Annotated in this window: 18 protein-coding genes and 1 pseudogene; 5 read left to right on the top strand and 14 right to left on the bottom strand. The window is 56.0% G+C overall.

Translation table 11 applies throughout. The features are described 5' to 3' along the window. Nucleotides 1–258: 258 nt before the first annotated feature. Nucleotides 259–1,065: an alpha/beta fold hydrolase gene (locus ASB65_RS08185; protein WP_060723648.1), complete on the top strand. Its 807-nt coding sequence runs from the start codon at nt 259–261 to the stop codon at nt 1,063–1,065. Nucleotides 1,066–1,338: 273 nt separating this feature from the next. Continuing rightward, the gene (locus ASB65_RS08180; protein ID WP_060723610.1) at nt 1,339–2,301 is read left to right on the top strand and encodes a helix-turn-helix transcriptional regulator; all 963 of its coding nucleotides are present in this window, start codon (nt 1,339–1,341) and stop codon (nt 2,299–2,301) included. Between the two features lie 16 nt (nt 2,302–2,317). On the opposite strand, the gene ASB65_RS08175 is transcribed toward ASB65_RS08180, so the two are convergent. The 13 genes and pseudogenes from ASB65_RS08175 to ASB65_RS08115 all read right to left on the bottom strand — a co-directional run bounded on the left by ASB65_RS08175 (nt 2,318) and on the right by ASB65_RS08115 (nt 14,749). Beyond that, nucleotides 2,318–3,067 (bottom strand): SDR family NAD(P)-dependent oxidoreductase, encoded by a 750-nt coding sequence (locus ASB65_RS08175; RefSeq protein WP_060723609.1) that lies wholly within the window; start codon nt 3,065–3,067, stop codon nt 2,318–2,320. Between the two features lie 253 nt (nt 3,068–3,320). Then, nucleotides 3,321–4,238 carry an MBL fold metallo-hydrolase gene (locus ASB65_RS08170; RefSeq protein ID WP_060723608.1) on the bottom strand — a complete coding sequence of 306 codons (918 nt, stop codon included), beginning with the start codon at nt 4,236–4,238 and terminating at the stop codon, nt 3,321–3,323. Between the two features lie 248 nt (nt 4,239–4,486). Further along, nucleotides 4,487–4,852 carry a response regulator transcription factor gene (locus tag ASB65_RS08165; RefSeq protein WP_060723607.1) on the bottom strand — a complete coding sequence of 122 codons (366 nt, stop codon included), beginning with the start codon at nt 4,850–4,852 and terminating at the stop codon, nt 4,487–4,489. Nucleotides 4,853–4,972: 120 nt separating this feature from the next. After that, nucleotides 4,973–7,852: an MASE1 domain-containing protein gene (locus ASB65_RS08160; RefSeq protein WP_376905383.1), complete on the bottom strand. Its 2,880-nt coding sequence runs from the start codon at nt 7,850–7,852 to the stop codon at nt 4,973–4,975. Between the two features lie 130 nt (nt 7,853–7,982). Next, nucleotides 7,983–9,470 carry a mechanosensitive ion channel domain-containing protein gene (locus ASB65_RS08155; RefSeq protein ID WP_060723606.1) on the bottom strand — a complete coding sequence of 496 codons (1,488 nt, stop codon included), beginning with the start codon at nt 9,468–9,470 and terminating at the stop codon, nt 7,983–7,985. 86 nt (nt 9,471–9,556) lie between these two features. Next, the gene (locus ASB65_RS08150) at nt 9,557–9,988 is read right to left on the bottom strand and encodes a CBS domain-containing protein (RefSeq protein ID WP_060723605.1); all 432 of its coding nucleotides are present in this window, start codon (nt 9,986–9,988) and stop codon (nt 9,557–9,559) included. Nucleotides 9,989–10,162: 174 nt separating this feature from the next. Beyond that, nucleotides 10,163–10,573, bottom strand: coding sequence for a cupin domain-containing protein (locus ASB65_RS08145; protein ID WP_060723604.1), 411 nt, complete (start codon nt 10,571–10,573; stop codon nt 10,163–10,165). 71 nt (nt 10,574–10,644) lie between these two features. Beyond that, a complete protein-coding gene (locus ASB65_RS08140) occupies nt 10,645–11,403 on the bottom strand; it encodes an SDR family oxidoreductase (protein WP_060723603.1) in 759 nt (252 codons plus the stop codon). Nucleotides 11,404–11,438: 35 nt separating this feature from the next. Further along, nucleotides 11,439–12,254: an alpha/beta fold hydrolase gene (locus ASB65_RS08135; protein WP_060723602.1), complete on the bottom strand. Its 816-nt coding sequence runs from the start codon at nt 12,252–12,254 to the stop codon at nt 11,439–11,441. Between the two features lie 321 nt (nt 12,255–12,575). After that, a pseudogene (locus tag ASB65_RS08130) lies at nt 12,576–13,238 on the bottom strand (response regulator transcription factor). Nucleotides 13,239–13,390: 152 nt separating this feature from the next. Continuing rightward, nucleotides 13,391–13,909 carry an RrF2 family transcriptional regulator gene (locus tag ASB65_RS08125; RefSeq protein WP_236734532.1) on the bottom strand — a complete coding sequence of 173 codons (519 nt, stop codon included), beginning with the start codon at nt 13,907–13,909 and terminating at the stop codon, nt 13,391–13,393. Nucleotides 13,910–14,003: 94 nt separating this feature from the next. Continuing rightward, entirely contained in the window at nt 14,004–14,192 is a 189-nt protein-coding gene (locus ASB65_RS29195) for an ATP-binding protein (RefSeq protein WP_060723600.1), read from the bottom strand. Further along, entirely contained in the window at nt 14,189–14,749 is a 561-nt protein-coding gene (locus tag ASB65_RS08115; RefSeq protein WP_060723599.1) for an ATP-binding protein, read from the bottom strand. Before ASB65_RS08115 ends, ASB65_RS29195 begins: the two co-directional genes overlap by 4 nt. Before the next feature lie 343 nt (nt 14,750–15,092). Between ASB65_RS08115 and ASB65_RS08110 the strand changes: the two genes are divergently transcribed. Beyond that, the gene (locus ASB65_RS08110; RefSeq protein WP_060723598.1) at nt 15,093–17,015 is read left to right on the top strand and encodes a mechanosensitive ion channel family protein; all 1,923 of its coding nucleotides are present in this window, start codon (nt 15,093–15,095) and stop codon (nt 17,013–17,015) included. A 267-nt stretch (nt 17,016–17,282) separates the two neighbouring features. Here the strand turns inward: ASB65_RS08110 and ASB65_RS08105 are convergent, their stop codons facing one another. Beyond that, the gene (locus ASB65_RS08105; protein ID WP_060723597.1) at nt 17,283–21,323 is read right to left on the bottom strand and encodes a hypothetical protein; all 4,041 of its coding nucleotides are present in this window, start codon (nt 21,321–21,323) and stop codon (nt 17,283–17,285) included. A gap of 527 nt (nt 21,324–21,850) precedes the next feature. Here ASB65_RS08105 and ASB65_RS08095 point away from each other — a divergent pair. Both ASB65_RS08095 and ASB65_RS08090 read left to right on the top strand, forming a co-directional pair. After that, nucleotides 21,851–22,717: a hypothetical protein gene (locus ASB65_RS08095; RefSeq protein ID WP_060723595.1), complete on the top strand. Its 867-nt coding sequence runs from the start codon at nt 21,851–21,853 to the stop codon at nt 22,715–22,717. 171 nt (nt 22,718–22,888) lie between these two features. Continuing rightward, nucleotides 22,889–25,234, top strand: a complete 2,346-nt coding sequence (locus tag ASB65_RS08090; protein WP_065694989.1) for a DGQHR domain-containing protein — start codon at nt 22,889–22,891, stop codon at nt 25,232–25,234. Nucleotides 25,235–25,259: the final 25 nt, after the last annotated feature.

Below are 25,259 nucleotides of genomic sequence, written 5' to 3'. Positions count from 1 at the left end.
GAGTAGAACTATTCCCGTTAATGGCTCACAACGGAGATAAATATGATTGAGAGCTTTTCCTCGACTCGCCCCTTTATCAATAACCGCCTCCCCGCGCCGGCGAAGCCGTTCCGCCGTGATTTTTTGGTTGCCGGTCTCTCTGCGCCAATTCTTGCGGCAGCGCCGTTGAGCGTTTCTGCAAAAACAAACGAGAAGAGGGGTTCGAGCACCAACAGTGCGAACGAACACAAGAATTACGTGATCACTGCCGATGGCGTTATGATCTTCTACAAGGACTGGGGGCCAAAGGATGCTCAGGCGATCGTCTTTCACCACGGGTGGCCACTTTCATCGGACGACTGGGATGCTCAGATGTTGTTCTTCCTCGGCAAAGGTTATCGCGTAATTGCGCATGACCGCCGTGGCCATGGGCGGTCAGGCCAACCCAGCAACGGCCACGACATGGAGCACTACGCAGCAGACTTCGCCGCCGTCGCCAAACATCTGGATCTACGAAACGCGATCCACATAGGTCACTCCACAGGCGGAGGCGAGGCCACCCACTACGTCGCCAGACATGGTCAACCCCATGGTCGTGTCGCGAAGCTGGCCCTTATCGGTGCTGTACCTCCGATCATGGTCAAGACGGTGAATAACCCTGGCGGGCTCCCGATTGAGGCTTTTGATGATCTTCGTGCCCAGCTTGCCGCCAACCGATCCCAGTTCTATTTCGATCTGCCGAGCGGCCCATTCTATGGTTTCAATCGGGATGGCGTTAAACCGATCGATGCGATCATTCATAACTGGTGGCGGCAGGCTATGATGGGCGCTGCCAATGCACACTATCTCGGCATCAAGGCGTTTTCAGAAACTGATTTCACGGACGATCTGCAAACGATCACCGTGCCGACACTTGTCTTACATGGTGACGACGACCAGATCGTTCCGATTGCCAATTCTGCGCCGCTCTCCGCCAAGCTTCTCAAGCACTCGACACTCAAGACCTACGCAAGCCTGCCGCACGGGATGTGCACGACGCACGCTGCCGTAATCAACGAAGACCTGCTTGCTTTCGTTAGAAGCTGAGCAGCGCCGGGAGGCGGCTCATGACCTGTGCCGCCTTCTCTACTCTCATTGCCTTAATCCTATGAAAAAGGTCAGGTCTCATAGCGATGTAAGATAACCGATCTGCCATTCGGTTTGAGCGCCTTCTCTATTGGCCAAGACGCTATACGAATTCGTGCAGGCGGCACGAACAATAGCTTAGATGATGTATTCCAACGACTGATACCTTCTGCACGGCCTGTTGCATATCGTCCTTCCACGTCTCCAACAAAGAGCCGAAGGAAGGATGCACTCGTGGCTCACACGACGACCAAGAAATACACGTCCGATATTGAAAAGTGCGTCCTTGAAGAGGACGCAATGGACGCTTCCGATCAACCAGCGCCGCCAGTTCAGGCCGACGTCGAAATGGAACGCGTCCTGCGAACCTCGCCGTTAACATTCTTTAGCGTGCACGATCCTTTCGAAACCCGGCTTGCCCGCTGGAAACATCAACCGTTCCATGACATCGTGAAACCGATGTCCGACCATGTGGTGATGACCTATCTCGGAGCGATGCAGCGTCTCGAGCGCATATCCGGGCGGGACCGCCACTCGTCCGTGGGGCGCCGGGGCTCAATTACATTTATCCCAGCCGGATCCAGCTCCCGCTGGGACATACATGGCCCAATGGATATCGTGCAGGCTTACATGGCGCCCGAACTGCTCGAGCAGATCGCCAAGGAATGCCCTGGCCCCACGACCTCGCTGGTGGAAAGTACGGCGCGACCCGACAGCCTACTGGCAACGCTTCTCGAAAAGTCGATTGAGCCTTCAGTTGAACCGGCATATCTGGAAAATCTATATCGTCAGCAGCTTACGACGTTGATCGCAATTCATGTCGTCAAAGCCCACCGAGATATCGCTGAGGCGTTCAGTAACACCTCGGGCGGGCTTTCTCCCTATGTCCTGCGGATGAGCCTCGAGCGCCTCTCCTCGGACGATGACAGAGACATCTCGCTTGGAGCGCTCGCAGACGGAGTAAACCTCTCGCGTTTTCATTTCTGCAGGGCTTTCAAGAAAAGTACGGGCGTCAGCCCACATGAATGGCTACGTCAACGGCGGATGGAGCGCGCGATGGCGATGCTTCGCGATCCTCGTTTACAAGTGACCGAGATTGCAGAGCGGCAGGGTTACGCGACGCTGACAGCTTTCAGCGTCGCATTCAAACGTCATACAGGTCTGACACCGAGCGAATGGCGAAGGGCTGCCCTGTGACACCGTCTGATCGATCTCATACCAGCGTCATGCCGCCGTCAACGTGAAGTTCGATCCCGTTGACGAAACTGCCAGCATCAGATGCAAGAAACAGCGCCGCGCGCGCAAGCTCCTCTGGCCGACCCATGCGCCCGGCGGGGATAAGCGACGCCATATGCTGCTCGAAATCCGGGAGCTGCTCTTCAGAAACGCCGAGCTTGCCCAAAATTGCGGTCTCAACAGGTCCTGGGCTCAATATGTTGACCCTGATTTTCCGTGGTTTCAGCTCGATTGCCCAATTTCGAGCGAAGGCAGAAACGGCTGCCTTGGATCCGGCATAGACCGTATGATCAGGCAGTACCTTTGTTGCGGCGAGCGAGCTTGTGACGATGATATTGCCGCCATCCCTGATCAACGGCGCCATCGCCTGCACTCCGAAGAAGACACCCCGCGTGTTGATGGCGAAGTGCTGGTCATATTCTTCCGGCGTCACCTTGCTGGAGGCCGTGAGATTGATGACGCCGGCATTGGCCATGTAAACATCAAACTTGCCGAATTTCTCGGCAATCATTTCGGCCAGTTTCTGGTGATGCTCCAGATCGGCGGTATCACCTACGAAACCCACAGCTCCCCGACCAATTTCGTTGACTGCCCGGGCGACTATATCCGCCCGCCGGCCGGTGATGATGACTTGCGCGCCTTCATCGGCAAAGAGTTGAGCAGTGGCTTTGCCGATCCCGCTGTTGCCGCCGGTTATGACGGCAATTTTGTTCTTGAGATGCTGCATTGTTCTGTTTCCATTGAAAATGAACAGAATCCGATGCCGATGCGCTCTTATGCAAGGGCTTGGATTCTTCTTGTGAAAACCTGTGCCATCGAACGGTGCGATCGACTGGCAATCGGTAAGGTCGCCACAGACATCGCACGTCTGCCGGGCAAAAATCGAATGCTCGTTAAGCGCCTGACCAAATAGGAAGTGCCGTAAGCGATGAGGTCTTCGACCAATCGCATACGGCACCAAACTTTAAGTGCTTATTCGATCAGTAATCCCAGAAGACGGGGACCCAGCGGAAGGCTTCGCCGTCTGTCGCCACCCGCCCTACCGATGGGAAAGGCAAATGCGTCGCAACCAGCTGTTCGCCGGTGTCGGCCAGTTCCCTCAGAAGCTTCAACCGGACCCGAGCGGCCTCCTCCGGGTCGTGCTCGAAGCCATTGTACCAGTCGGGATGATCAAAACCGACCGCGAAGATCGCATCGCCAGCGAATGTCAGCCGGTCGCCGCCCGATGAAAGACGCACGACACTGTGCCCTGGCGTGTGTCCGCCTGTACGGTGAATGACGATCCCCGGTGCGACTTCATACTCATCTTCGAACGTGTTGATGAGGTCTCGATATTCTGCAGCGAATTTCTTGGCTGCGGCGCGGAGTGCGTCAGGAAACCCCTGCGGCATATTCACATGCGTGAAGTCCGGGTTTTCCCAGAAGTTGAGTTCGGCGGCCGCAACGTGAATTCGAAGATCGGAACGCAGCCGTTTCTTGACACCTTCGACGAGGAGCCCGCCGACATGATCCATATGCATATGAGTGATGATGATGTCGGTGACCGATCCGAGATCGACACCGGCCGCTTCGAGCCGCCTGACCACCTGTCCGGCCCTCGGCAGGTTCAGATCCGGGTCAAGTCCAAGACCGACGTCGACGAGTATCGTCCGCTCGCCGTGGCGGACGAGAACGACGTTCAACGACCAGTCGAACGCGTCCTGGGGCAAGAACATTTCGCCAAGCCAGGCCGCACGCTCGGACGCTTGCGCATTGTGCCCTAGCATCTTTGTAGGTAGCGGGAGAACACCGTCGCTGATGACCAGCACTTCGATCTCACCGATCTGAACGGCGTAACGCGACGGAACGAGTTCTTCCGTTCTAACTTGATCGGCGCGTAAAGCATTAACTGCGCTCATGCTTGTCTCCTTTTGATCTAGAATACGTGGAATTGTCACAGCGCTTCGTCGTGAAAAGCACCCGTATTGCGATGTCAGAGCATCGGGATGACGAGACTGCGCTTCGGATTGTAGGTTGCTGCCCGCCGGCGGTCGATTGGGCGCTCTACGAGGGCGGCCTAGCCATAGGGCTATAGCGAGTATGTTTTCAGCTTAGACGATCACCGTTAATACCAGTGCGCGGTGAGCTGTGGCTCTCTCGCCAGGATTTAGTGATGCGTTGCCAGCGTTCTTCGGATCGACTCCAGCAAGGCGTGGCCATCGAATGGCTTTCGCAAGATCTTCTCAGTGCGGGATGATTTTCGATCCGACTTCTCGTGCCTGCCGCTTATTAGAAATATGGAAATGTGAGGATGTTTTTCCTCGACACAGGCCTGCAATTCGAAACCGTCCATATCCGGCATCCCGATATCGGTAATCAGAACGTCGACCTCGCTAAGACCAACAGCCAGAAACGCAGCGCCAGACGAGAAGGTTCGTGGGGTAAACCCGGCTGATTCCAGGAGCTCTTGGAGAGACTCAAGCACTTGTGGATCATCATCGACAACTGCAATCACTGCCGCGCGTTGGTTCATATTCTCCTCCATAGACCGCGGCATGCCCCGTATTCGCTATCGACCGGTCTGCTATCCAATTGAAACTCTTTGCGATGCAAGGTTCGGGACGAACAATAAGAACGCACTGAACGCTTGCAGTTAACCGATGGGATCCAGTGCGGCTCGCAAGGTAAAAATGAAGATCGCGCCCTGAGGTTCATTTTTTTCAGACCACAATTGGCCGCCGTGCGCTTCGACGATCGAACGAGAGATCGAAAGACCCATCCCCATTCCCTGGTCCTTCGTCGTGAAGAAAGGTTCGAAGATCTTGGTTGGAAATTGAACGCCTCGACCGCAATCGCTAACTGACACTCGAACCACATCTTCCATTCGGTGAACCTTCACCGTCACTGTTCTTCTATTCGGAACGGATGTCATTGCATCCATCGCATTGCGAACGAGGTTCATGACGACTTGCTGGATTTGGACGCGGTCGAAGGGCGCAAGTATCAGGCCCACTTCCAGATCGAGCTCAATACGTATCCCGCGCCGCGACGCTTCGGAGGCCAAAAGATCTCGAATTTCAAAGATAATCTTGTCGATGGAGGTGCTGTCTCGCGTATCTCTATCCTGCTTGAACAGAGCACGGATACGGGCGACCACATCGGCAGCCGAGTTGGCGCTGTGAATGATGCGATCAACCGTTTTTTTTGCTCTCTCGATGTTCGGTGGGTCCATCGTCATCCAGCGCTGGCAGGCATTCGAATAGTTCATCACTGCAGCCAGTGGCTGATTGACCTCATGCGCGATAGACGCAGACAGTTCCGCAAGACTTGCAGCCTGGCTGGCGCGCGCCAAGCTGTCTTGCGCCATGCGGAGATTTTCCTGGGCCCAAACCTCTCCATCGATGTCGAGGCAAATCACATTCCACTGGACGATGTCTCCCGCATCATTCCGCATCGGAGCTGCTCGGGTCTCTACCCAACGATATTCTCCGTCATGCCGCCGCAACCGATGTCGCCGGGCATATGGCTCGCCCGTCATCAGGCAATGATGATATTGTTCTTTGACGCCAGCTACATCGTCGGGATGCACACCTGAATCGAGAGTTCCATCGAGCCGGGTTTTCCCGCTGCCATCCAGCGCATCGAGATTGTAGCCCAAGAACTCTCGAAGCTGCTGGCTGCGATAGAGCGGCTCTCCGTCCGGCCCTGCACAGTCGATCATCGCCGGCAATGTTTCCACCAACTGCCATAGGAAGCGTTCTCGCTCGCGTAATGCCTCCTGGGCCTTCATCTCCTCCTCAATATCGATCGACGCAATATACCATTGAACGATTGTGTCATCTTTTCCTCTCAACGGCTGCGCCCGCGCCTCGATCCAGCGGTAGCTTCCATCCGTCAATATCCGGCGAAACCGGTTGATGAACGGCTCACCAGTTACAAACCCGTGTTTGGCCCGGGCAAACATGACAGGAAAGTCGTCTGGATGGACTACTTCCAGGGCCAAAGCATCAAAGTCTTTGACGTGTGGAGACGGCGTCCCAGCCTGATTCAAATACCGTTGGCTCGCATAGGTCATTTGACCAGAAGGCGAGAAGCTCAATACGTTGAACGGGACAGCCTCCAGCATTTGCTCCAGCTGTTGCTTGCTTTGGTGAAGCGCCGTATCCGATCGAACCTGATCTTCGATGTCCTGGGATAGCCCGTACCATTGGATAATCTTGCCGTCGTCGCCGCGAAGCGCTTCTGCCCGTCCAGCGACCCACCGATAAATGCCATCCTTCCCGCGCAGGCGGTATTTTAAGGAGAATGGGTTGCCAGTTTCAAAAGACTGCTGAAGAGCCGCGGCGAAAGCTTCCGCGTCTTCAGGGTGGACCAAGGCTTCGATAAATGCAGAAAGCCCCTGTTTCTCCGAGGTGTCATAGTCACCGACGTCCAGTCCGAAGAAATCGACGACCCGTTGGCTGAAGAATACCGGATCACCTTCCGCGCTTAGTCGCCACAAGTAACTCGGCACCATGTTGACAAGTTGCGAGAACTCCCGCTCCCGGTTCCGAAACGTCTCGACGCTGTCTTCAAACGCACGTAAAGCGAGCTGATGCTCTCTTGAAACCGCGGCGACGACGAGTGCCGAAAAGGCTGAGATCGCCAGGAAGAGCTGGAGCATGACCTGCCGATGCTTCTCCGTAAGTTGATCGTCGATGACCTGGTCGCTGCTCGATACGGTGAATAGAACGGTGAACACCGCGAGTATGGCGAGTGCCGCGGCAGCGCCTTTGAATTCAAAGCGGACAGCAGCCCAGAGCAAGGGCGGCATGATGATGTAGGCGAACGGAAGATAGCCGCTCAGTGTCAATGCGGCGAGACCGAGAAGAACGAGGCACAGCGCACCAGCTTCAATTAGACGTTGGATCGAGATCCGGTTCGCATCTCGCCAGCTCTGAAAAACCACCAGCGCAAGCGGAGCAACAATCAGCACTCCGGTCGCGTCTCCAATCCACCAAAGCGGCCAAGCCGTAGTAAAAGATTGCGACTGAATGTCGAACCATGCAAGTGCTACGCTTCCAACCGTCGCGCTGATGATCGGCGCCAGCCCTCCTCCGAAAACGATGAGGGTCACGACCTCCTTCAAGGTCTCGAACCGGTGGCTCTGCCCGGCGACGCGATGCACAATCCAGGCCCCGATCATCGCCGCCAGCGCGTTGCCTATATACATCACAGCTGCAGCGACAAACGGGCTATGAAACCACAAAGCGTTCGCAGCGAGTTCGGCGCCCGCGCCCGATACAATCCACCACGGCCACGTACCTTTCCCCGCAAAGAGAAGTGTTGCGATAAAGAGGCCGCCGGGGGGCCATACTGAGATGCCCGTGCTTGGCACGACCGCAAGCAGCTGAGCAAACCCACAGCCAAGGAGATAGGCAAAAAAGAATAATCCTAGATACCGTGCATCGGGTAATCGAGAAAGCAAAAGCTTTATTGGCTCGATCACCCGCCGAGACAACGTACCGTCATTTAAGCGCCCACCAATATCCAAGACCAACGCTCCCCTTCAGCCAGAACATCATGGTCCAGTGACAATCGGACTTGATCAGTGTTCAACGGCTAGAGGGAAATGATAGCTTGAAAAAATCGATGGCGAACCTGTTCCGAAGGCTAGGTTTTGATTAGTTGGTGAAGATTGTACGGATCGATCTCAGAATAGCGTGGGGCGTATGATCATCTTTCGCATCTGCATGAGCGACGCGCCGGGCTTCTTCCTCATGCATCGCCAGCCTTGCAGTAATCTCGTTGGCCAGTTCAGGCCTGCTTCTGAACAGATCTGAGAGATCAGCGCGGCTAATTTCCCATATTTTCACGGCGGATATAGCCGTGAGGCTGCAGTCATTGAGTGATGATGACAAGCTCGCGTCGCCATAGAAATCACCTGGTGAAAGGCGTCTTTGCTCCAATCCATGCTGCGTCACGGCGACTACACCGTAATCAATCACGAAAAATGAGGAAGGTTGCTTGCCTTGGGGCATTATCGAGGCCCCCTGTGCAAAGACCCGCGATCTGACAGAACGGGCAAGCAGATCCTTGTCTGCTCTGGCGAGTGTTGCGAATATTGTATTTTGGTCGATGAGCTCGATGAACCGCTCGTCGGCGGGCTGGTGGAAATCCGCTCCGCTTGTTGCATCCGCGAAAAGCACAGAGGATGCGGACGGTGCGAGTTGCAGGCCAGCCGCTCTGCAATGGCGATGAAGCAGATCGATGATTTCGTTTCGAGCTTTTGCCATCCGCATTGGATCCTTAACACGTGCATAGATGTCCGCGTCGACGGCATTGGCATCGATACTTTTGAGGGCGACCATCGGCGCCGGATCTTTGATAATCAAGTTGCAGCCGGCCAGAGCAGTGTTAAGTACAGCCTCGATCGCCGAGGGTGTTCTTGTCGGCTTGATCCTCACATTCAATTGCAGAAGATGCGTCTCTGTCGGGCGGCTGACGTTAGTGAGGCCGAGCTTGGCCAATGCACTATTCGGCAAAACGACGACATTATTGGCTATCGTCAATATTTGTGTCGAGCGCCACGTGCTGGCGACCACTCGCCCCTCCATGCCGTCGTTAAGGCGTATCCAGTCTCCGAGTGCAAATGTGCGACCAAGCGTTAGAGCGATGCCGGAGAAAACGTCGCCCAAGGTATTTTGCAGAGCAAGCCCGAGCGCGATGGCAATTACACCGGAGGTCGCGATCAAGGTTCCAACCGGCAACCGAAACACGAATGCGAGAGCCGATAGCGTGACGCATAAATAGACGCCGCCGACAACAATGTCTTGGAGAAGCCGCGCTTCACGCGGCCGGCCTTCGAGCACGAGATAAATGCGCACAAATCCGATGACGGCCCAGGAGAGGTGCAACCACCATAGCATCTGCCCAAGAATGACGAAAAACGTATGCTCATCACCCGATTGAAAACCACCTGATTGACCAAGCGGGATCCGCCCGAAAACAAGGACCGATGTCATGGCGCCGAAAAATACGATTTGCACGACGAGCCGCAGGTTCGAGCGGGCCGGACCAATAAGCTTCCAGACGATCATTCCGGCAATGCCGAGAATGATAAGCCATGCAACAGGATCGCTGGCCAGATCACCATATTGAACTTGTGGCATATCGATTTTCCCCGAATTTGTAGTGGATTGCTGAGTGGGTGATGTGCTTGTTTGAGATCCGGGGCGCTGCACTGGCAATGGAGCCGTCAGTAGCCGATCCCGGCGATATAGTTCTCCATCATTTGTTCCTGCAGTTGCTCTTGTTCGTAGAGCACCTTCAAAGCATCCCGCATATCGAGCACTCCAAGAGGTCTGCCCTCGGCGCCGAGAACCGGCATGTTCTGTAGGCGATTGCTGATCATGATTTGCCAAGCCGATTGCAGATCATCCGCCGGTTGACAGGCAATGATCTTGGGACTCATGAGCTCTTCGACCGAGTTCGACCGTCCGTGATCGGCAATATGACGGATGAGATCGGATTTGCTGAGCACACCCTTTGCTCTGCCATCGGGTGAGCAGATAATGGCGAGCCCGATTCCGGGATTGGACAGTGTCGCAGCGGCGGTCTGCACCGTGGCCGCTACATCTATAATCATCAAGCGAGCCGAGATCATGGGGTAGAGTTTTTCGATGCGCATCGCATTCTCCTGACGAGACCGCGCCGCTGCCGGATCCGTCTTCTATCGCGAAATGTCAACCGGAGTGGCGCGGCGGCAGCGCCACTCCGGTATGCCGGCGATCGTCCTGCTCAATGCGGGACAATCGCCGACCAAGTCCGCGGGCTACGCCGCGCGGACGGATTGTTGGCAAACTTACTTCTCGTAGTTCGTGAGATTGGTTTCGGACGTATCGACCACGAAGACCGCCAGAAGACGCGCACGTTCGGTCTTGCTTGCGTTTTCGCTAACCGCGTGGTGATCGCCCGGGTATTCAGAAAAGTTCTCGCCCGCATGGTAGACTGTGACAGGCCCGCCGTTGACCTGGCTGGTGATCGCACCTTCCAGGACAGTCGCATAGATGAAAGCTGAGTCCGGATGGGTGTGTGCTGGAGAGGAGCCACCGGGTGCATATTCGACGAGCACACCCTTCAAGCTTTTTCCCGGAACATTCGGAAGCGGTTGGTCATATACGACCTTCACATCCTCGCCTATGGCGTCATGGGCCGAAACAGATGCGGCCAACGACAGCACACAGGCACTCGCGCAGATGAGCAATTTCAACATCGTCAGTTTCCTTATTCGTGAGCAGTCCGCCTGGACGATTTCGCTGCCAAGCGGACCTGAGATAGAGCCACTTACTTCTGTTGTGCCGAGTTAGCTTTCAGCCAGTCCTCGAACCTGATATCGCCGATGTGAGCACCGGCATCCGGTACCAGCGTCCGGTCGTCGATCTCGACTTCGAAGTAGCGGGCCTTTGGATCAGCCGTGACAGTGCGTGGATCGTTTGTCGCCTTCAGATACCGAGCGATGAACTCGTTCATCGGTCCCCGATCCGGGCCGGCGATCTCGGTGATTGCGTTCGTTGGTTCGGCGACCGCAACCTTTGCCATCGCGTCGGCTACGTTGTCGGCCGCGATGGGCTGGAATGCGCCCGTCGGTGCCCGAACGATCGGGCCCTCGGTTGCAGACTGTGCGATCGCACCGACAAACTCGAAAAACTGGGTCGCATGGACGATCGTGAAGGGGATGCCGGATTTCTGGATATGCTCTTCCTGGAGCAGCTTTGCGCGAAAATATCCCATTGCCTGCATGCGGTCGGTGCCGACAACCGACAATGCAACATGATGGCGAACCCCGGCCTTCTTTTCCGCCGCAAAGAGATTGCGCCCTGCCGCTTCGAAGAACTCCATTGCTGCCTTTTCCTCGAACGAGGGAGAGTTTGCCAGATCAATGACGACCTCTGCTCCGGCAAGGGCTTCATCCAAGCCCTCTCCGGTGACAGTGTTTACGCCGGAATTCGGCGACGCGGCGAGGACGTCGTGTCCCAGCTTGGAAAGTCTTGCGACGGTCTTAGAGCCGATAAGCCCTGTGCCTCCTATGACGACGATTTTCATGTAAGATCTCCTTGTTTGAGTTGTGTGATTGATATTCAGTTGGAGCCGTGGACAGGCGTGGCCTCTTGGCTATCGCGCACTGCTTGCTCGATGAGCGAGACCACTTCCTTCGGCCTCGACACGATCAGGGCGTGCGAAGCCCCGTCGAGTACGACAGTTTTCCGTGCATGGGCGCGTTTCGCCATGAAGCTCATGACCGCTGGCGGAATGCAGAGGTCGCGCGCACCGTAGATCGCGTAGGATGGGAGTGACTTCCAGGATGCTCTCTTCGTTGGCTCCGCCAGTGCGGCTTCGGAAACCGGTCGCTGCGTGAACGCCATCTGCTCGGATATCGTCTGCGGAACGTCTGCCGCAAATTGATCGTGGAACAGGTCGGGCCGGATGTAGAGATCGCGGTTCCCATCTGGCAATGCAACGGTGTTCAGCGTCCTTGGCAGCGTACTACCTGGAAATTTCGCAGAAAGGCTGGTGCTCGACTCTCCTACATCGGGTGCGAAGGCTGCGACGTAGACGAGTGCCTTGACGTTAGGGCTGTCGTTCGCAGCCTCGGTGATGACTGGCCCTCCATAGGAATGACCGACGAGAATGACCGGACCGGGTACCGAACGCAGATAACTTGCGACAGCTGCACCATCGTTGGCGACGCCACGCAGCGGGTTGGCTGCAGCAACGGTTTTGTACCCGTCTCTTTTCAGCTCATCGATAACGCGGTTCCAGCTCGACGATTCTGCGAATGCGCCGTGTACGAGCACGATCGTCGGCTTGAGCGTAGCATCCCCGGCAAAACCGAAGGTGCACGCCGCAGCACTCATTACACTGCTGAGAAAAAGAGTTTTGATCGCGTTCCGCATCTGGTTCTCCCATCGAACGTTTTCGCTGATGGAAGATTGCGCGATAATGCTCCTTCGGCATATCGAGCCTTGGACGAGGTCATATAGTCCCAAAGGCGAGGTCGCGCACCCTGGTGAGTAAGGCTTCGCGACACGTCAGGGAGGCTTACACGGTCGGCAGCTATAGAAGGATTTCTGCTACAATAAACTGAGACAATAGCCAGCGCGCTAGCTGAAGGTCTTCGTCAGACGGCAAGGTTTGAGACGCCAGATCTTGGGATCCCGCTTGCTTGGGCCGACCCGATGTCAATCGGCAACCGACCTGATGTGATCAGGAAAAAACTAGGAAGATAATGGCATTGACGAGGCGTCACGTAACGAGGACGGCAAGGCGTCCCAGACTCGGATGAGTTCCCCCACAGAAATGGTCTGCATCTTCCTCATGACGTTGCTACGGTGGAGCTTGACGGTAGCCTCGCTGATGCCCAGATCAAAAGCAATCTGCTTGTTGAGCCGACCAAGCGCGACTTCATAGAGGATCTGCTTTTCACGTGGCGTCAAGGTCGCAAATCGCGATGTGTGCTCATGCGTATTTTCCGCAAGCTTGCGTTGCTCGACATCTCGTTTAATTCCAGCAACCACAGCATCGAGCAAGGTCTGATCCCGCACGGGTTTGGTCAGAAAATCGACTGCACCCGCTTTCATGGCCTGCACTGACATGGGAATGTCACCATACCCGGTGAGGAACACTATCGGTTTGGTTTTACCCTGCTCGCAAAGCTGGTGCTGGAGGTCAAGGCCGCTTGATCCCGGCATTCGTACATCCAGAACCAGGCAGCCTGGCCGGTCAGGAAGTGCCGCGGTCAGAAGCTCACGTGGCGATTAAAAGCAAATCACGTCCAGACCGACGGATTCAATCAATTCTTGCAACGAATTCCGAACGTCCGCATCGTCATCGACAACGATTACCAGCGGGCTATCGGCGATAAGCGCCGCCGCCGTCATTGCCCGGCCCTCCGCCAGGATTTCATCGCTTTCTTGTCATCATCAGAAACTGGACCATCACTCATGACCCTTCTCCAAAAATCCATAGTCAGAATGCCATTTCGTTAGAGGTGGATTGCTTTCGCTTGCAGCACTTCCATTGGCGCGGAACGCTAATTCAAGGTCGATCCGCCGGGGCCTTTTGAAACGGCTCTGCTCTCGATCCACCGATCGATGTCCTCGTAGAATTCTGCAGGCGCCTTACGGCCAAATTCCTCGGCAATATCGGCCAAAGACTGAGTTGCCAAAGCCTCGCGCATCGCCTTCTCTGCACGCAACATCACGGCATGGATCGCACAAACGCCTTTTGTTGCCCAAGGCGGAGGCTTCCCGTCAAAGGCCGCACAGCGACCGCGAATCTCCTGACAGTCGAAGAGTGGTTTTTTTCCCTCGATCGCATCCACCACCTCCAGCACACTGATCTGATCAGGCGATCTAGCTAGCCGGTACCCCCCCTTCACCCCCTCAAATGCGGCAACGATGCCGGCACGTTCAAGCTTCGGGAAGATTTTCGCCAGAAAGCTGGGAGAAATTCCTTGTAAGTCAGCGAGATCCCGGCTGCTGAGAGGCTTGCCTGGGGATCCCATCAGCCACATCAGACAATGCAGACCGTATTCAACTCCAACCGTCATATGAGCCATAACGCGGACTATATTTGTCCGCGTTCACTTTGGCAAGGGTCAAGTTGCCGTCTCACTTTTGGCTATCTTCAATCTCGGTTTGAAATCATGTGATCCCGTAAGCTGGGAGGGTCATTGTAATTCGTGTGCCGACACCGGGCTCGCTTTCAAGCTGGATGTCGCCATCGGCCGCCTGCACGAACGTCTTAACGGCGGACAGCCCATAGCCGCCTTCGCGCGATGACCGTGTTGTGAACAATGGTGTGAAAGCCCGCTCGAGCGTTTCCCGTGTCATACCAGACCATCATCGGCGACCACGATTTCAACGCCAGCGACGCCAGCCGCAACAAGCGCCCGTGCAGCGAGCAGTATCGTGCCGCCGTCCGGCATCGCATCACGCGCATTGACGATTAGGTTCAAAAGCACCGTCTGGAAACCAATCACATTGCATGCCAGGCGAGGCAGGTTTGGCTCTGCCTGAACCTCGAGATGAATTTCTGGCTCCCAGATTTTTTCGAGCAAGGCTTTCAAATCGAACAAGCAAGTTCCGACACAAACACTATCGACCGGCGTATAGCCACCGCGAGCGGAACGGAGAGACTGGCGAACGAGGCCGCCGGCACGCTCCAGCGACGCCTGAGCGCTCAAAATGATCTGCGAGGCCTGCTTATCGCGAGAAATGCAGCGAGTACGCGACAAAATATTGATGGCGGATGTCGCGACCTGAATAAGATTGCCGAGATCGTGGATGACAGCTGCTAAAGGCTCGGGAACAGCGTCTGATTCATACGCGGCATTTATCGAAAGCGTCGGCCGAGGCTCTGCAGGCAAGACTGGCTCTGATTGCAGCATTTTGTCCTCCGGATCTACTGTGATGGCTCGTTCCATACGGAACTGCCCCAAAGCCTAGAGGAGAAGACGCTTTGTCTCGACCTCGCAATCGACCCAAGCAGACCATACGGAAGGCTAGGTTCCCTACCGTTTTCGATGTTGCCCAGCGCGAATGCTAGCGATTGGCTCAAACACAGAGAGGACCTACCGGCAGGGGCTATCGTGCCTAGCAATTTGGCGAGGTGGCGCACTCCTTAGGAGGATGAGGACCTACGCCCGTCCAGATGGGCGATGACGTCAAAGCAATGCATCATCCTGAACCAACCAATCGCCATATCCGACGGCGCACCCTCGTGAGTTCCATATGAAATGGCTGCTAACACTCATTGTTATACTTTGCTCGAACCCCATCGCTGCGGCCACGGTGAGCATTTCCAGACTCGATGACGAGCGGGCAAGTAAGTTTCAGCAGCCGGCGATCCCTACAGCTTCGACATCAAATCTCTTCTCTCAAGCCGCTCCCGCACCGGACCAAGATGCAGCTGTCGGTATCGTAAGCTGGGAGAAGCGTACGCGGGCGAGGATACATGCGGTTCTTTCAGCCATTAGCCTCATTCCGCACGAGGCGCGCCGCGCGTTAGAAATCCTTGTAAGTGACGTGACGGAAAATGGCTCGTTGCCAGTTTCCGCTGCCTTTGCCTTGCTGGTTGCCGCAGGCGCTGCGGCGGAGCGATCAATACGTCGGAACCGGTTGAATCACTGGGATGGACTGGAGCAATACCTCCCATCACTTGTCCTCTCGGTGCTCATCGCACCACTCTATTTTACTGTGAATCTTCCGCCCTCTGTCCGTCTCATTGCTGGCTCATATCTCCTTTTATTCGTGGCCTACCGCTTTGCTTCAGCCTTGGTTGACCACGTAGCGCCTTATGCCGTTCGCCGGAAACTCAAGACCGTGATCGGCTTGTCGCTGTTTACCGCCGCCACAATTATGGTAGGCGACGTGCTGCTTATCGATCCGGACGTAGTCACAGCGATCGAGGTCCTGGCTTCCTGTGTGATATTGATGCTCGTCATGAGGTTGACCTGGACCACGGCAGGTCGCGATGCGGCAGTGAACACGGCGCTATCACTCTATTTCGTGGGCGCTTGGCTCCTTTGGTGTTTGGATGCGCGCGCGTTTTTCTGGTTGAGCGTATATCCAGCGCTTCTTCCACCAATCCTGCGCTCCATTACGCGTGTCGTGCAGGACGTCGCCTCTAGAAAGCTTCATATTCCGGCGAACAGCCGAACGATCTTGCTTGCGCGCGGAGGCAGGGCATTCGTTCTGGCGTTGGCTCTTGCATGGCTCGCGTATGTTTGGGAGACCGACATCAATTTCCCGGGTCAGAATATCCCGCTAGTTCATCAAGCCCTTTACGGCCTCCTGCGCGGAGCGCTCGTGCTTCTCGTCGCTGACGTTGCCTGGCACCTCGCGAAGGCCGCCATAGATCGAATGCTCGCTCAGCAAAGCCTGCCTTCGGCTGAACCGAACGAAAATGGTGACGTTGAGCATTCCACGCGTCTGCAAACGTTACTCCCGATCCTACGAAACGTGCTCGCGGTCGCTATTCTTCTCGTTTCGGGCCTGACGATCCTCGGGCAGATCGGTGTCGATATCGGGCCGCTTGTCGCAGGAGCGGGTATTATCGGAGTGGCAATAGGCTTTGGATCACAAGCGCTGGTACGCGACATTATAAGTGGCTTTTTCTATCTGTTCGACGATGCTTTCCGGGTCGGCGAATACATACAGGCGAAGAATTATCGAGGGACCGTCGAGGGTTTCAGCCTCCGCTCTGTCAAGCTAAGGCATCATCGAGGTCCGATTTTCACGGTTCCCTTTGGAGAGTTGGGTGCCGTGGAGAACATGAGCCGCGACTGGTCCAAGACCAAAATACTGGTCACCGTTCCTTATGACACGGATCTCGAAAAAGTTCGAAAGATCGGAAAGGCTATTGGCCAGGCGTTGCTCGCGGATCCTGAATTAGCCCGTTTCTTCATCGAGCCGTTGAAGCTAAAGGGTGTCGAAGATTTCGCCGAGTATGGAATCGTGATCAGTTTCGCAATGATCACGGTGCCAACCGCCCAACAGAGCTTCATCAAACGCACGGCCTACGCATCGCTTCGGAAAGCCTTCCAGGAGAATGGGGTGACTTTTGCCCAGCCGATAGTCAACATCGGCGGCAAGGATTCCCCCGAGGTCATAGCTGCGAACTGGGAACACCAGCGAGGGAAAGCATCAGGTTAAGCGAACGGGTGTAGTTGTCGACTGCTTAAGTAGAGCGCGTTTTCGCCTTGATGGGAGTCGAACCTAAGACCCGTAATCGCGGCATTATTAATTGATGTTTGTATATGATTTCGTTGGATACAACCGGTGTTGCGCCTCTTACGGCCGGACGTGTTGAACCTGACCATCACACACATGACTGTCTCGTAGGGCGCGCCAATCAATCGAAGATTTGCCTAGAGACCGTGACATAGGCTTGGCCGGAATAATCGGCGCCTGTGGCGGGCGTTAGCCTTCCGAAATAACCTCGATGTAGGGTCTGAGCTCAAGGGCGTCATGGGAGTTGATGGCTGGAAGCGCAGCCAAGAGAACGCCGCGGATGCGCGGCCACCCCTCCTGTGGGCTATCGATAGCCGCTCGGAGCCCCGGCACGGAATAGCGCGGCGCGACCAAAAAAGCCGGCGTATCGCAGATGTTGTTCCACGCCGCGGTAACCAGTTGCGACAGAGGTCGGGCAACGATTGCCCCAAGCGGCGGCCGGTTTAGATCGTACGCGATCATCGCATGTGCAGCAAGGAGCTCGGCCGCAGTGCGACCGCGCGCAAGCGTCGACAGCGCGGCGAGAGTTCGTCTTTCCCATGTCGGTTGCCCTCTACCAAATTCAGGCCAGGGATCATTCGACCCAAGGAACCACGTCCGGCCACATGATATAAAATCCCGGAGGTCGTCATAAGATTGGTCGATCGGAAGGGGCGCGAGCCATTTCTCGAACGGGAGCACCAGGGGCCCGCCTCTCGCCATCTCCGCGATGATGACTGCAAGGATTCGGCATCGGACAAACACCGCGTACGCCTCGGAGAGTGCCGGTAAAGGAGGGTCCGCTTCGAGCACCTGATAATGGTCTTCGCCCGCTTCCCTCAGGGCGAGTAACCTTTCGAAGTAAGCGGCTTCGCGTAGACAGTCCGGCATGACCTCATCAAGGTCGCCCGTCAAGACAGGGAGCCTTGTGAAGGTCTCCCAATGTGTTCCCTGAAGTCCAACGTTCCGGCTCGACCTCAGGCGCTTTGCCACTTGAAGAATAGTCGCTTGATCGGCGTTTGGCGCCAGCATCTGCAAATCGAGAAGCTGTCTAACGAGGAACTCACTGGGTATCGGTCTATCGTGTTTCCACGCGAACTGCTCGCCAGAGCTTGCCCGCCCGACCAGTGAGGTGAGGTGATCGGTACCTTGGGAAGGAGCCGCCATGAACAGCTGGATACGCACCATAGCGGCATAGCCATACTGCCTCGCTGACAGAAGGGTTTCATCGAGCGATCTCTCTCCTCCCGCAGTGGCCACCTCGACTGCCTCTGAAAAGGCTGCTACGGCGCCTGGCAGATCGTCGGCCAGAAAAAGCGCCAGGCCATAATCGAAGCCGAACCCAACGGCTCGGGCAATGGCCTCTTCCGGCATCAGTGAGATGAGACCGGCGCGAAAGCGCTCTGCGCAAAGCTCCCAACTTTGCGCTCGCGCCGCGGCCAGCGCAGCTCCGCGGAAAATGTCGGCCCTGAACAGTATGGATGCATCGAGGTCGCGTACAACGGCTGCATAAACGTCAAGGGACCGATCTGTTTCCTGCTGCCGGTAGAGGCATTTTCCTTTAGCGGCCAAAAGCCGGACCGGGCGAACGATCTGCTCTTCGTAGAGCTCTGCCAATTCGACTGCAGATGCCGGGTCGCCTTCATTCTCGTCCAAAACTCGCACGAGAACGGACGCAGCTGCATCGGCAAGACCGGGCAAGCCAGCGGATTGAGCGACCGCAATTGTCCGGGTGAGAACACGGCGAAAGCCTGACCAGTCGGGGCCGGGTTTGCCGAATTCTCTGAGCCATAAGCGTTCTAGCGTCATTGTCGCCGCGTCAAGTGGCCCCTCGCCTCCCGGCAGGATGAACCTCTGATCGTTTGGATCCAGTTCTTCTGCAATCGTCAGCAACTGCTCGAAGGCATCGGGATCAGCGATCGAGTGCAGCATTGTCAGGGCAAAGATCGGCGCGAGGTCGGGGAATTTGACGTGTTCAGCACCGTTGTGCTGTTGCAGCTTATTGAGATTTTGGCTCATCCTGGTTGCGGCGCGCCTGAACCTCAGACCTATATCCACAAGAGCTGCCACTTCATGGGTCATGCCGTCGAGCCGAATCAGCTGCCACAGGAAGAGAAATTCGAAAAAGCCGGTCGCGAGATCCTCCGGGGCCGCTTCCGAAAATTCCTTGAATGCACGGTCGATGATCTTCGGAAGTTCTTGCGTCTGTGCCTGGGCCGCAATCCGCAACTGAAGGATTCGGAAAACTGCCTTGTCGAGTGGCGCATCGAACGGATTGGGGTGTTCTTCGTCGACGCCAAGACTGGCAAGGAAACCCGCTGTCACGCCGATCTCGTCCCAGACATCCTCAGAGGCCTCGAGCAGGCTCGGCAGCAATTGCACCAGCGGGCCTGTTCGCTTGCCGAGAATTGCGTGCATCAAGAGCGTCGAGACGTCGCCTGCCGCCAGCGACGGATCTGCCAGCCAGGCCCACGCGATATTGACGTTCATTTCGCGAGCCCAGGCTTGTGGCCGGGTCTCTGAAGCAAGCCCACGCAGAAGCGGCGACACGCGCAAATCGGACGTGTCAGTTACTTCCAGCCAAGGTCCCGTCAGCCTATCGATGACATGACCGGGCTCGAACAGCCCGGGCTCTGCCGCACCAACAGCCAGGAGCCGGCGGCGTGATATACGCCCGATAACGAGGCTCGCCCGGCATAACAGCTCCCGTTCGCCTTCGGGGAGTGTCGCCACCAAGCGCCGCGCTTCGTTCCGGACGTCCTTGATTTCCGCTGTTTGCGACACGAACTCTCCAAGGCTGGGTTTTGGCCACCCCTGCTGCTGGAGAGCCGCCAGACGCGCGTCGACGAGTTGCGGATGGCCGCTCGTCGAGGCTGATACAATCTTGGACCAGTTCTCGACGTCGGTATCAGGGCATCCCGCGGCGGCTGTAAACTCTGCAATTTCGGCCAAAGCAAACGCTGGCGCAATGAACGTCCGGTCTGCGGTGATGTCGATGGCATGTGCGAGACGAGGTGAAAGAGGCTGTGGACCGGTGATCAGCAGCGCGCCGCCACGTGCGGAAAGCATCTCATGGAGGTGCTGCAGCGCTGGTATCAGGACGCGTCCATCCTCACCAGGATCGAGATCATCAAGGACGATTGTCATCGCGTCCGCGTTTGATGCGAGGAAGGCCGTGGCCGCCTGGATCTTCGAGATGATCGCCTGTCCTCTGACGTCGCGCAGATCCAACCAGCCAACCTTCGTAAGATCGATCATGACTGACCGCGCGAGATATGTTTTCCCCATACCGGTCGATCCATGGAGATAGGTTGCACCGAGCCGCAATGCCCGGCGCAGGTTCTCTTCCAAGACGGGGCGCGAGTAATGTCGGCGCGGCGGCCGTGGTGGCCTTCCCACCGAAGGTGGTGGAGAAACAATCGGCGTGGCACCGGATGGCATGCCTGCTACCTGCTTTAACAATCCCATCAGCAGAGCGCTCGTAACATGGGTTGTGCCAGCTTCCCGCACGATCCGGATGAGATCGCCACGCCGCAGCGGTGCCCTATCGTTATCGCTGACGTTTTTCCAGGCCTCCAGGTGAAGCTTTGGCAAGGCGTTGATCGCCGAGGCTGCATCGATATCTAGAAGCTCGCCGAGTTCGACGAGACGCGCTTCGATCTTCCGAACAAGACCCGGTGAGCGAGCCTGTCCAGTCACCCACTCAATCGGCAGGACCACGCTTTTGACGAAGTCCTCAACGGAGGCTGATGACAAGAAGGTGCGCAACGCCGCGGGAAGGGACTCGCAGCCAACAAGATAGGATTGGATCAGTGCCGCTCCTGACAATGCTTCCGTGGAAGTCGGCGCATGGCGGATGGCCTGCCATGCTTCAATTCCAGCTGCGTCGAGGTCAGCAAGAGCATCGCTCCGTTCTTGCCCGATATCAGACGTCGTGAGATAGCGAAACCGGATGAGCGTATCAGGATTGCGCTGGCAATGCTGCCAGAAATTGCCGATGGCCGCGAGAACGGCTGCGGTGCGCAGCGTGATGTTGCCGGATCCCGCGGTATCCTTGACCTGCTCGACCAGTGCTCCTTCCGGACCAATGCGGTCGAGGTCCTCGGCGCCCTCCAGCATAAGAATTTCACCGGACGGCAAGTCAAGCCAGGCATCGATGCTGCGCAAGATCTGAAACGAGAAGCCCCGCATCGAATCCACTGCCTCACGCGTGGCGTCATTGTCTAAAGGGCGTGGGTCCGAATGCGTCATTTTTTCAAATTACTGTGAAGTTGGCAGAGCGCGCAACCACCTTCTGGCACACCACGCAATGCAGACCGACGGAAAGCGTCTTCCGCCGGCTCCCGCGCTCACTCACCCGCAGGTTTAGCTGACATGAAATCGTTGTAAGACGGTACATATTCGCGGCTCGACAGAATATGGAATCCTCATCGAGGGCGGTGCGTTCACCCTTTTGATTGCGGCGTTCGGCGGCTGGAGGAGTTAGAGCGTGCCTGTGCGCGGCGAACGCAACTCTGACCACCGGATCGCTCGAAGAGCAACTCCTTGCAGCCATGGTCTGGTTGCGACCACGATCTTTTCCGTCGCGGGCCTGATGGTTGGACAGAACCGGATGCCGAAAAGCTTGATCCATGGCGTCCTTATCGCCTTCACCACGGTCCATCGCTCCGTCGGAGCGGTGGATCTTTTGCGACTAGACGACTGAGCTGCGTATTATCCAGCCCTGTGCAATTCCTGCGTGCTAGGGGCAAGTCATGATAAACGACTGAGGTGGCAAAATGGCGGGAAAATCGGACGCAGATTTTGAGAAGGATCGACTTCGACAATCGGAACGAACATATGCAGTACTGTTCTCACTGAGTTTTGCGATCGTTGCACAGGGTGCTGCGACCAAGATCACTACCGCAACGATCGCCGGCGACTTCTCACTCCAGGCATTACTTCTGAACGCCGAAATGACAGCCTCCTTCCTGATCACAGCCGGCCTATTCTACTACCAGGGCGATCGATTTCTGGACATCATGTTCGCCAGAGAGCCACTCGGGGTCGTCACCCCATTCAACTTTGGTTTGAACTACGCAATTAACGTCTGCCAAATGATCCCGTTCTATTTAATGGCTCATGGCTTGAGCTTCGAAAATACGTCCACTGTTGGGTTCACATGGTACTTCGTCGCCTATACCTTTCTGATCGTCCTCGGACTGATGCTGCTTTTTATACGGCGCTTTGCCAATTTCATGAAGCGTCACAAAGAGCCCCGCCCAATTGCCACGCTCGGTGCCTTCTGGGTCTTCATGAACAGTCTTCTGCTCCTAGTTGTCATCGTTCTGTGGATGGCATGGCGGTCGTGGGGTCACGTCGCTTGCCCAACCAACGGCGCTACGACAGGAAGTACTGTCTTCCTCGTGACATTCGGGATCATGGTTTTGCTCCGAGACATCCTCGATTTTTCGACTGCATGGCGGGTTGTTTACCCGACGCCGCGCTATACAAGGTTCGGTCGAGTGATGGCTTGGTTCAGTACTGTCCAGGCTCAGGATAAGGCTTGGCGCGTAGGGTTCATCATCTTCGTCGCGATCATCTTCATGATCCTGAGCTCAGGTCTTTGGAACCTGTTTGATCTTCGTGCCGTATGCAAACTCTGACCCCGCAGAATTGTTTTGTGCGCCGCCGTTTGCAGCTGCCGGCACGAATATCGTCTCATTGATAATAAGATGTGCAAAAGGCAGGTCAGTTGAATAACTTAGACTCGACTGTCGTTAAACTTGCTTACACTATCGCCGGATAATCTTGCCGAATGCAATCGGGATTTGGACATGGACGGACTGGTATCGGGTGAAGAACTGAGGTCTGTGGCTGCCAGACGAGCGACTACTGTCGACGAAAAGGTTGTCTCAGCCTCGAACAGCGATGCGCTTGCGATGAAGATCCTGGCAGAGGAGGCCGATGGGTGGACGGTCAGCAAGCGGAACATGCGGTCCGTTCGCATGGCCCGGCCAAAGCCTGCTGATCGCCAACTTGAGGACGATGTCTGGTCGCTCCTTTACCGGATGGGGTTCAATACGCTAAACGCTGATCGGAATTTTCGCCTACCCATAGACGAACGCGCGCCATCCCGGCAAATCGACATCTTCGCGAAGGATAACGAGACCGTTTTCATCGTCGAATGCACGCATGCCCGCGATACCGCTCCCAAATCCGTCAAAGCCTTGATCGACAAGATCGGCGCCATTCGGGAGAACGTGATCAAAATCGTCCACTCCCATTTCGGTAAGGAACCTCGCCTGAAGGTGAAATTCGCGATTGCGACACGCAATATTGACCTGCGAAGTGCCGATCGGCAACGTGCCGAAGAAGCCAAGATCGCCCTCATTACCGAAAGCGACCTCGATTACTTCAGAAAATTGACCGACATTTTGAAGACGGCGGCTAGATATCAATTTCTCGGCCGATACCTTGAGGGCGAAAAAGTCGAGGGACTGCGGACCGAGGTGCCTGCCACCAAGGGCAAAGTCGGCCAGACCACATTCTATAATTTCCTGATATCGCCCCACGACCTTCTGCGGCTCGCTTATATCAGCCATATGTCGAAGAGCTCGAATGCCGATCTGTCGACCTATCAGCGAATGGTGAAACCCACCAGATTGAAGTCGATCGGGCAATATCTTGACGCCGGCGGCACCTTCCCGACCAACATTGTGGTGAACATAAAACATGAAGGTCTGCGATTTGATATCACGCAGTCATTCGGCGACACCGCCACCGGAATTTTGACCCTGCCCGGCCAATATGGTTCGGCTTGGGTGATCGACGGCCAGCACCGTCTTTACGGCTATGCTTATGCTAGCCGGGTTAAAGAGCGCGACAATTCGGTTGTTTCCGTGCTTGCCTACGAAAACATGGCCATTCGCGACGAAATCCAGATGTTCGTCGATATCAACACGCAGCAAGTGAAGGTGTCACGCAATCTCGTCAACGAGATCGTCTCGAGTCTCGATATCAATCACAGTGATCCACGCAAGCGGCTCGAGGCTATGTGTGCGCGCATAACCTTGAGACTGGACAGTGACAAGCACTCTCCTGTCAAAGATCGGATTTTGACCGTCGCCCAAGAAAAGAACAACGTCCGCTGTCTGACGCTGACTTCACTTGCCGACGGCATTGCCGAAAATAATCTGATCGGCAATGTGACCAAGTCCGGCAAGGAATATGTCCTGCAGCCGGGACCCTTGTCGGAACTATCATCTTCGCCGCAGCTAACGCTGGACAAGGCTGCAGAGACGCTTGCAGCCTATCTACGTGAGTTCGCGCAAGGAGTGCCTGAACACTGGGCACTCGGCGACGCCAAGGGCGGATATCTCTGCACCAATCTCGGGATCCGGGCGCTGTTGACGCTGTTTCGCAAGTTGATCCAGTTTTCGGAACGAGATGGCACGCGGGTCGTCGCTCTGGACGCGGAAGACATCGTCGAGCGCATTCGGGCATTGATTGCACCGGTCATCCGATACTTCCGCACAGCAGATCAAGCTGACGTCGCCCGTTTCAGAAACCGCGGCAGCTCGCTGCTGAGCGTCAGCCAGAACTGTCTGCAGCTCATGGCCATCATTTATGAGGCCGTTCCCTCGTTCGATATCAAGGAGGTCAAGGATTATCTCGACAGCCAGGACGCCGAGGGTACCAAGCGCGCCAAGGACATGATCGACGACATTAACCGGATCCTCTTCGACGATGTCCTGTCAACGCTGAAACAGAAGTACGGCGAGGTGCGTGACGCCTGGTGGATGCAAGGCGTCCCCAAGCCGGTCCGCAACGATTGCGACCGGAACTTTAACGAAAATAATGGTGAGCACGAACGCTGGCGTTACCTGTTCCTGATCAACTATGCAGATATCGTGCTTTACGGCGATAATTGGGAACTTTTCAAAGATCACTACAACTTTTATGGCAAGGGACCGAAGGCCTCGCTCGTCCGATGGATCAGCAAGATCAACAAGGCGCGCACCGTTACGCATCATGCCGAAAAAGGCCCTCTTTCAAGAGACCAGGTCGAATATGTGGAGCGGGTTTACGAGCTCGTGAAGCGCCACATCAAGGACCGTGTACCCGTCGATCCCAAGGAGCGCGTGCTGATCGAGTTGGAAACAGTTCCAACCGCAGCTTAAAGGCGAATAACGCATTGACTTGCGG

Source organism: Agrobacterium tumefaciens str. B6 (assembly GCF_001541315.1).
Lineage (GTDB): Bacteria > Pseudomonadota > Alphaproteobacteria > Rhizobiales > Rhizobiaceae > Agrobacterium > Agrobacterium radiobacter.
This window is presented reverse-complemented; position numbering and strand designations above follow the sequence as displayed.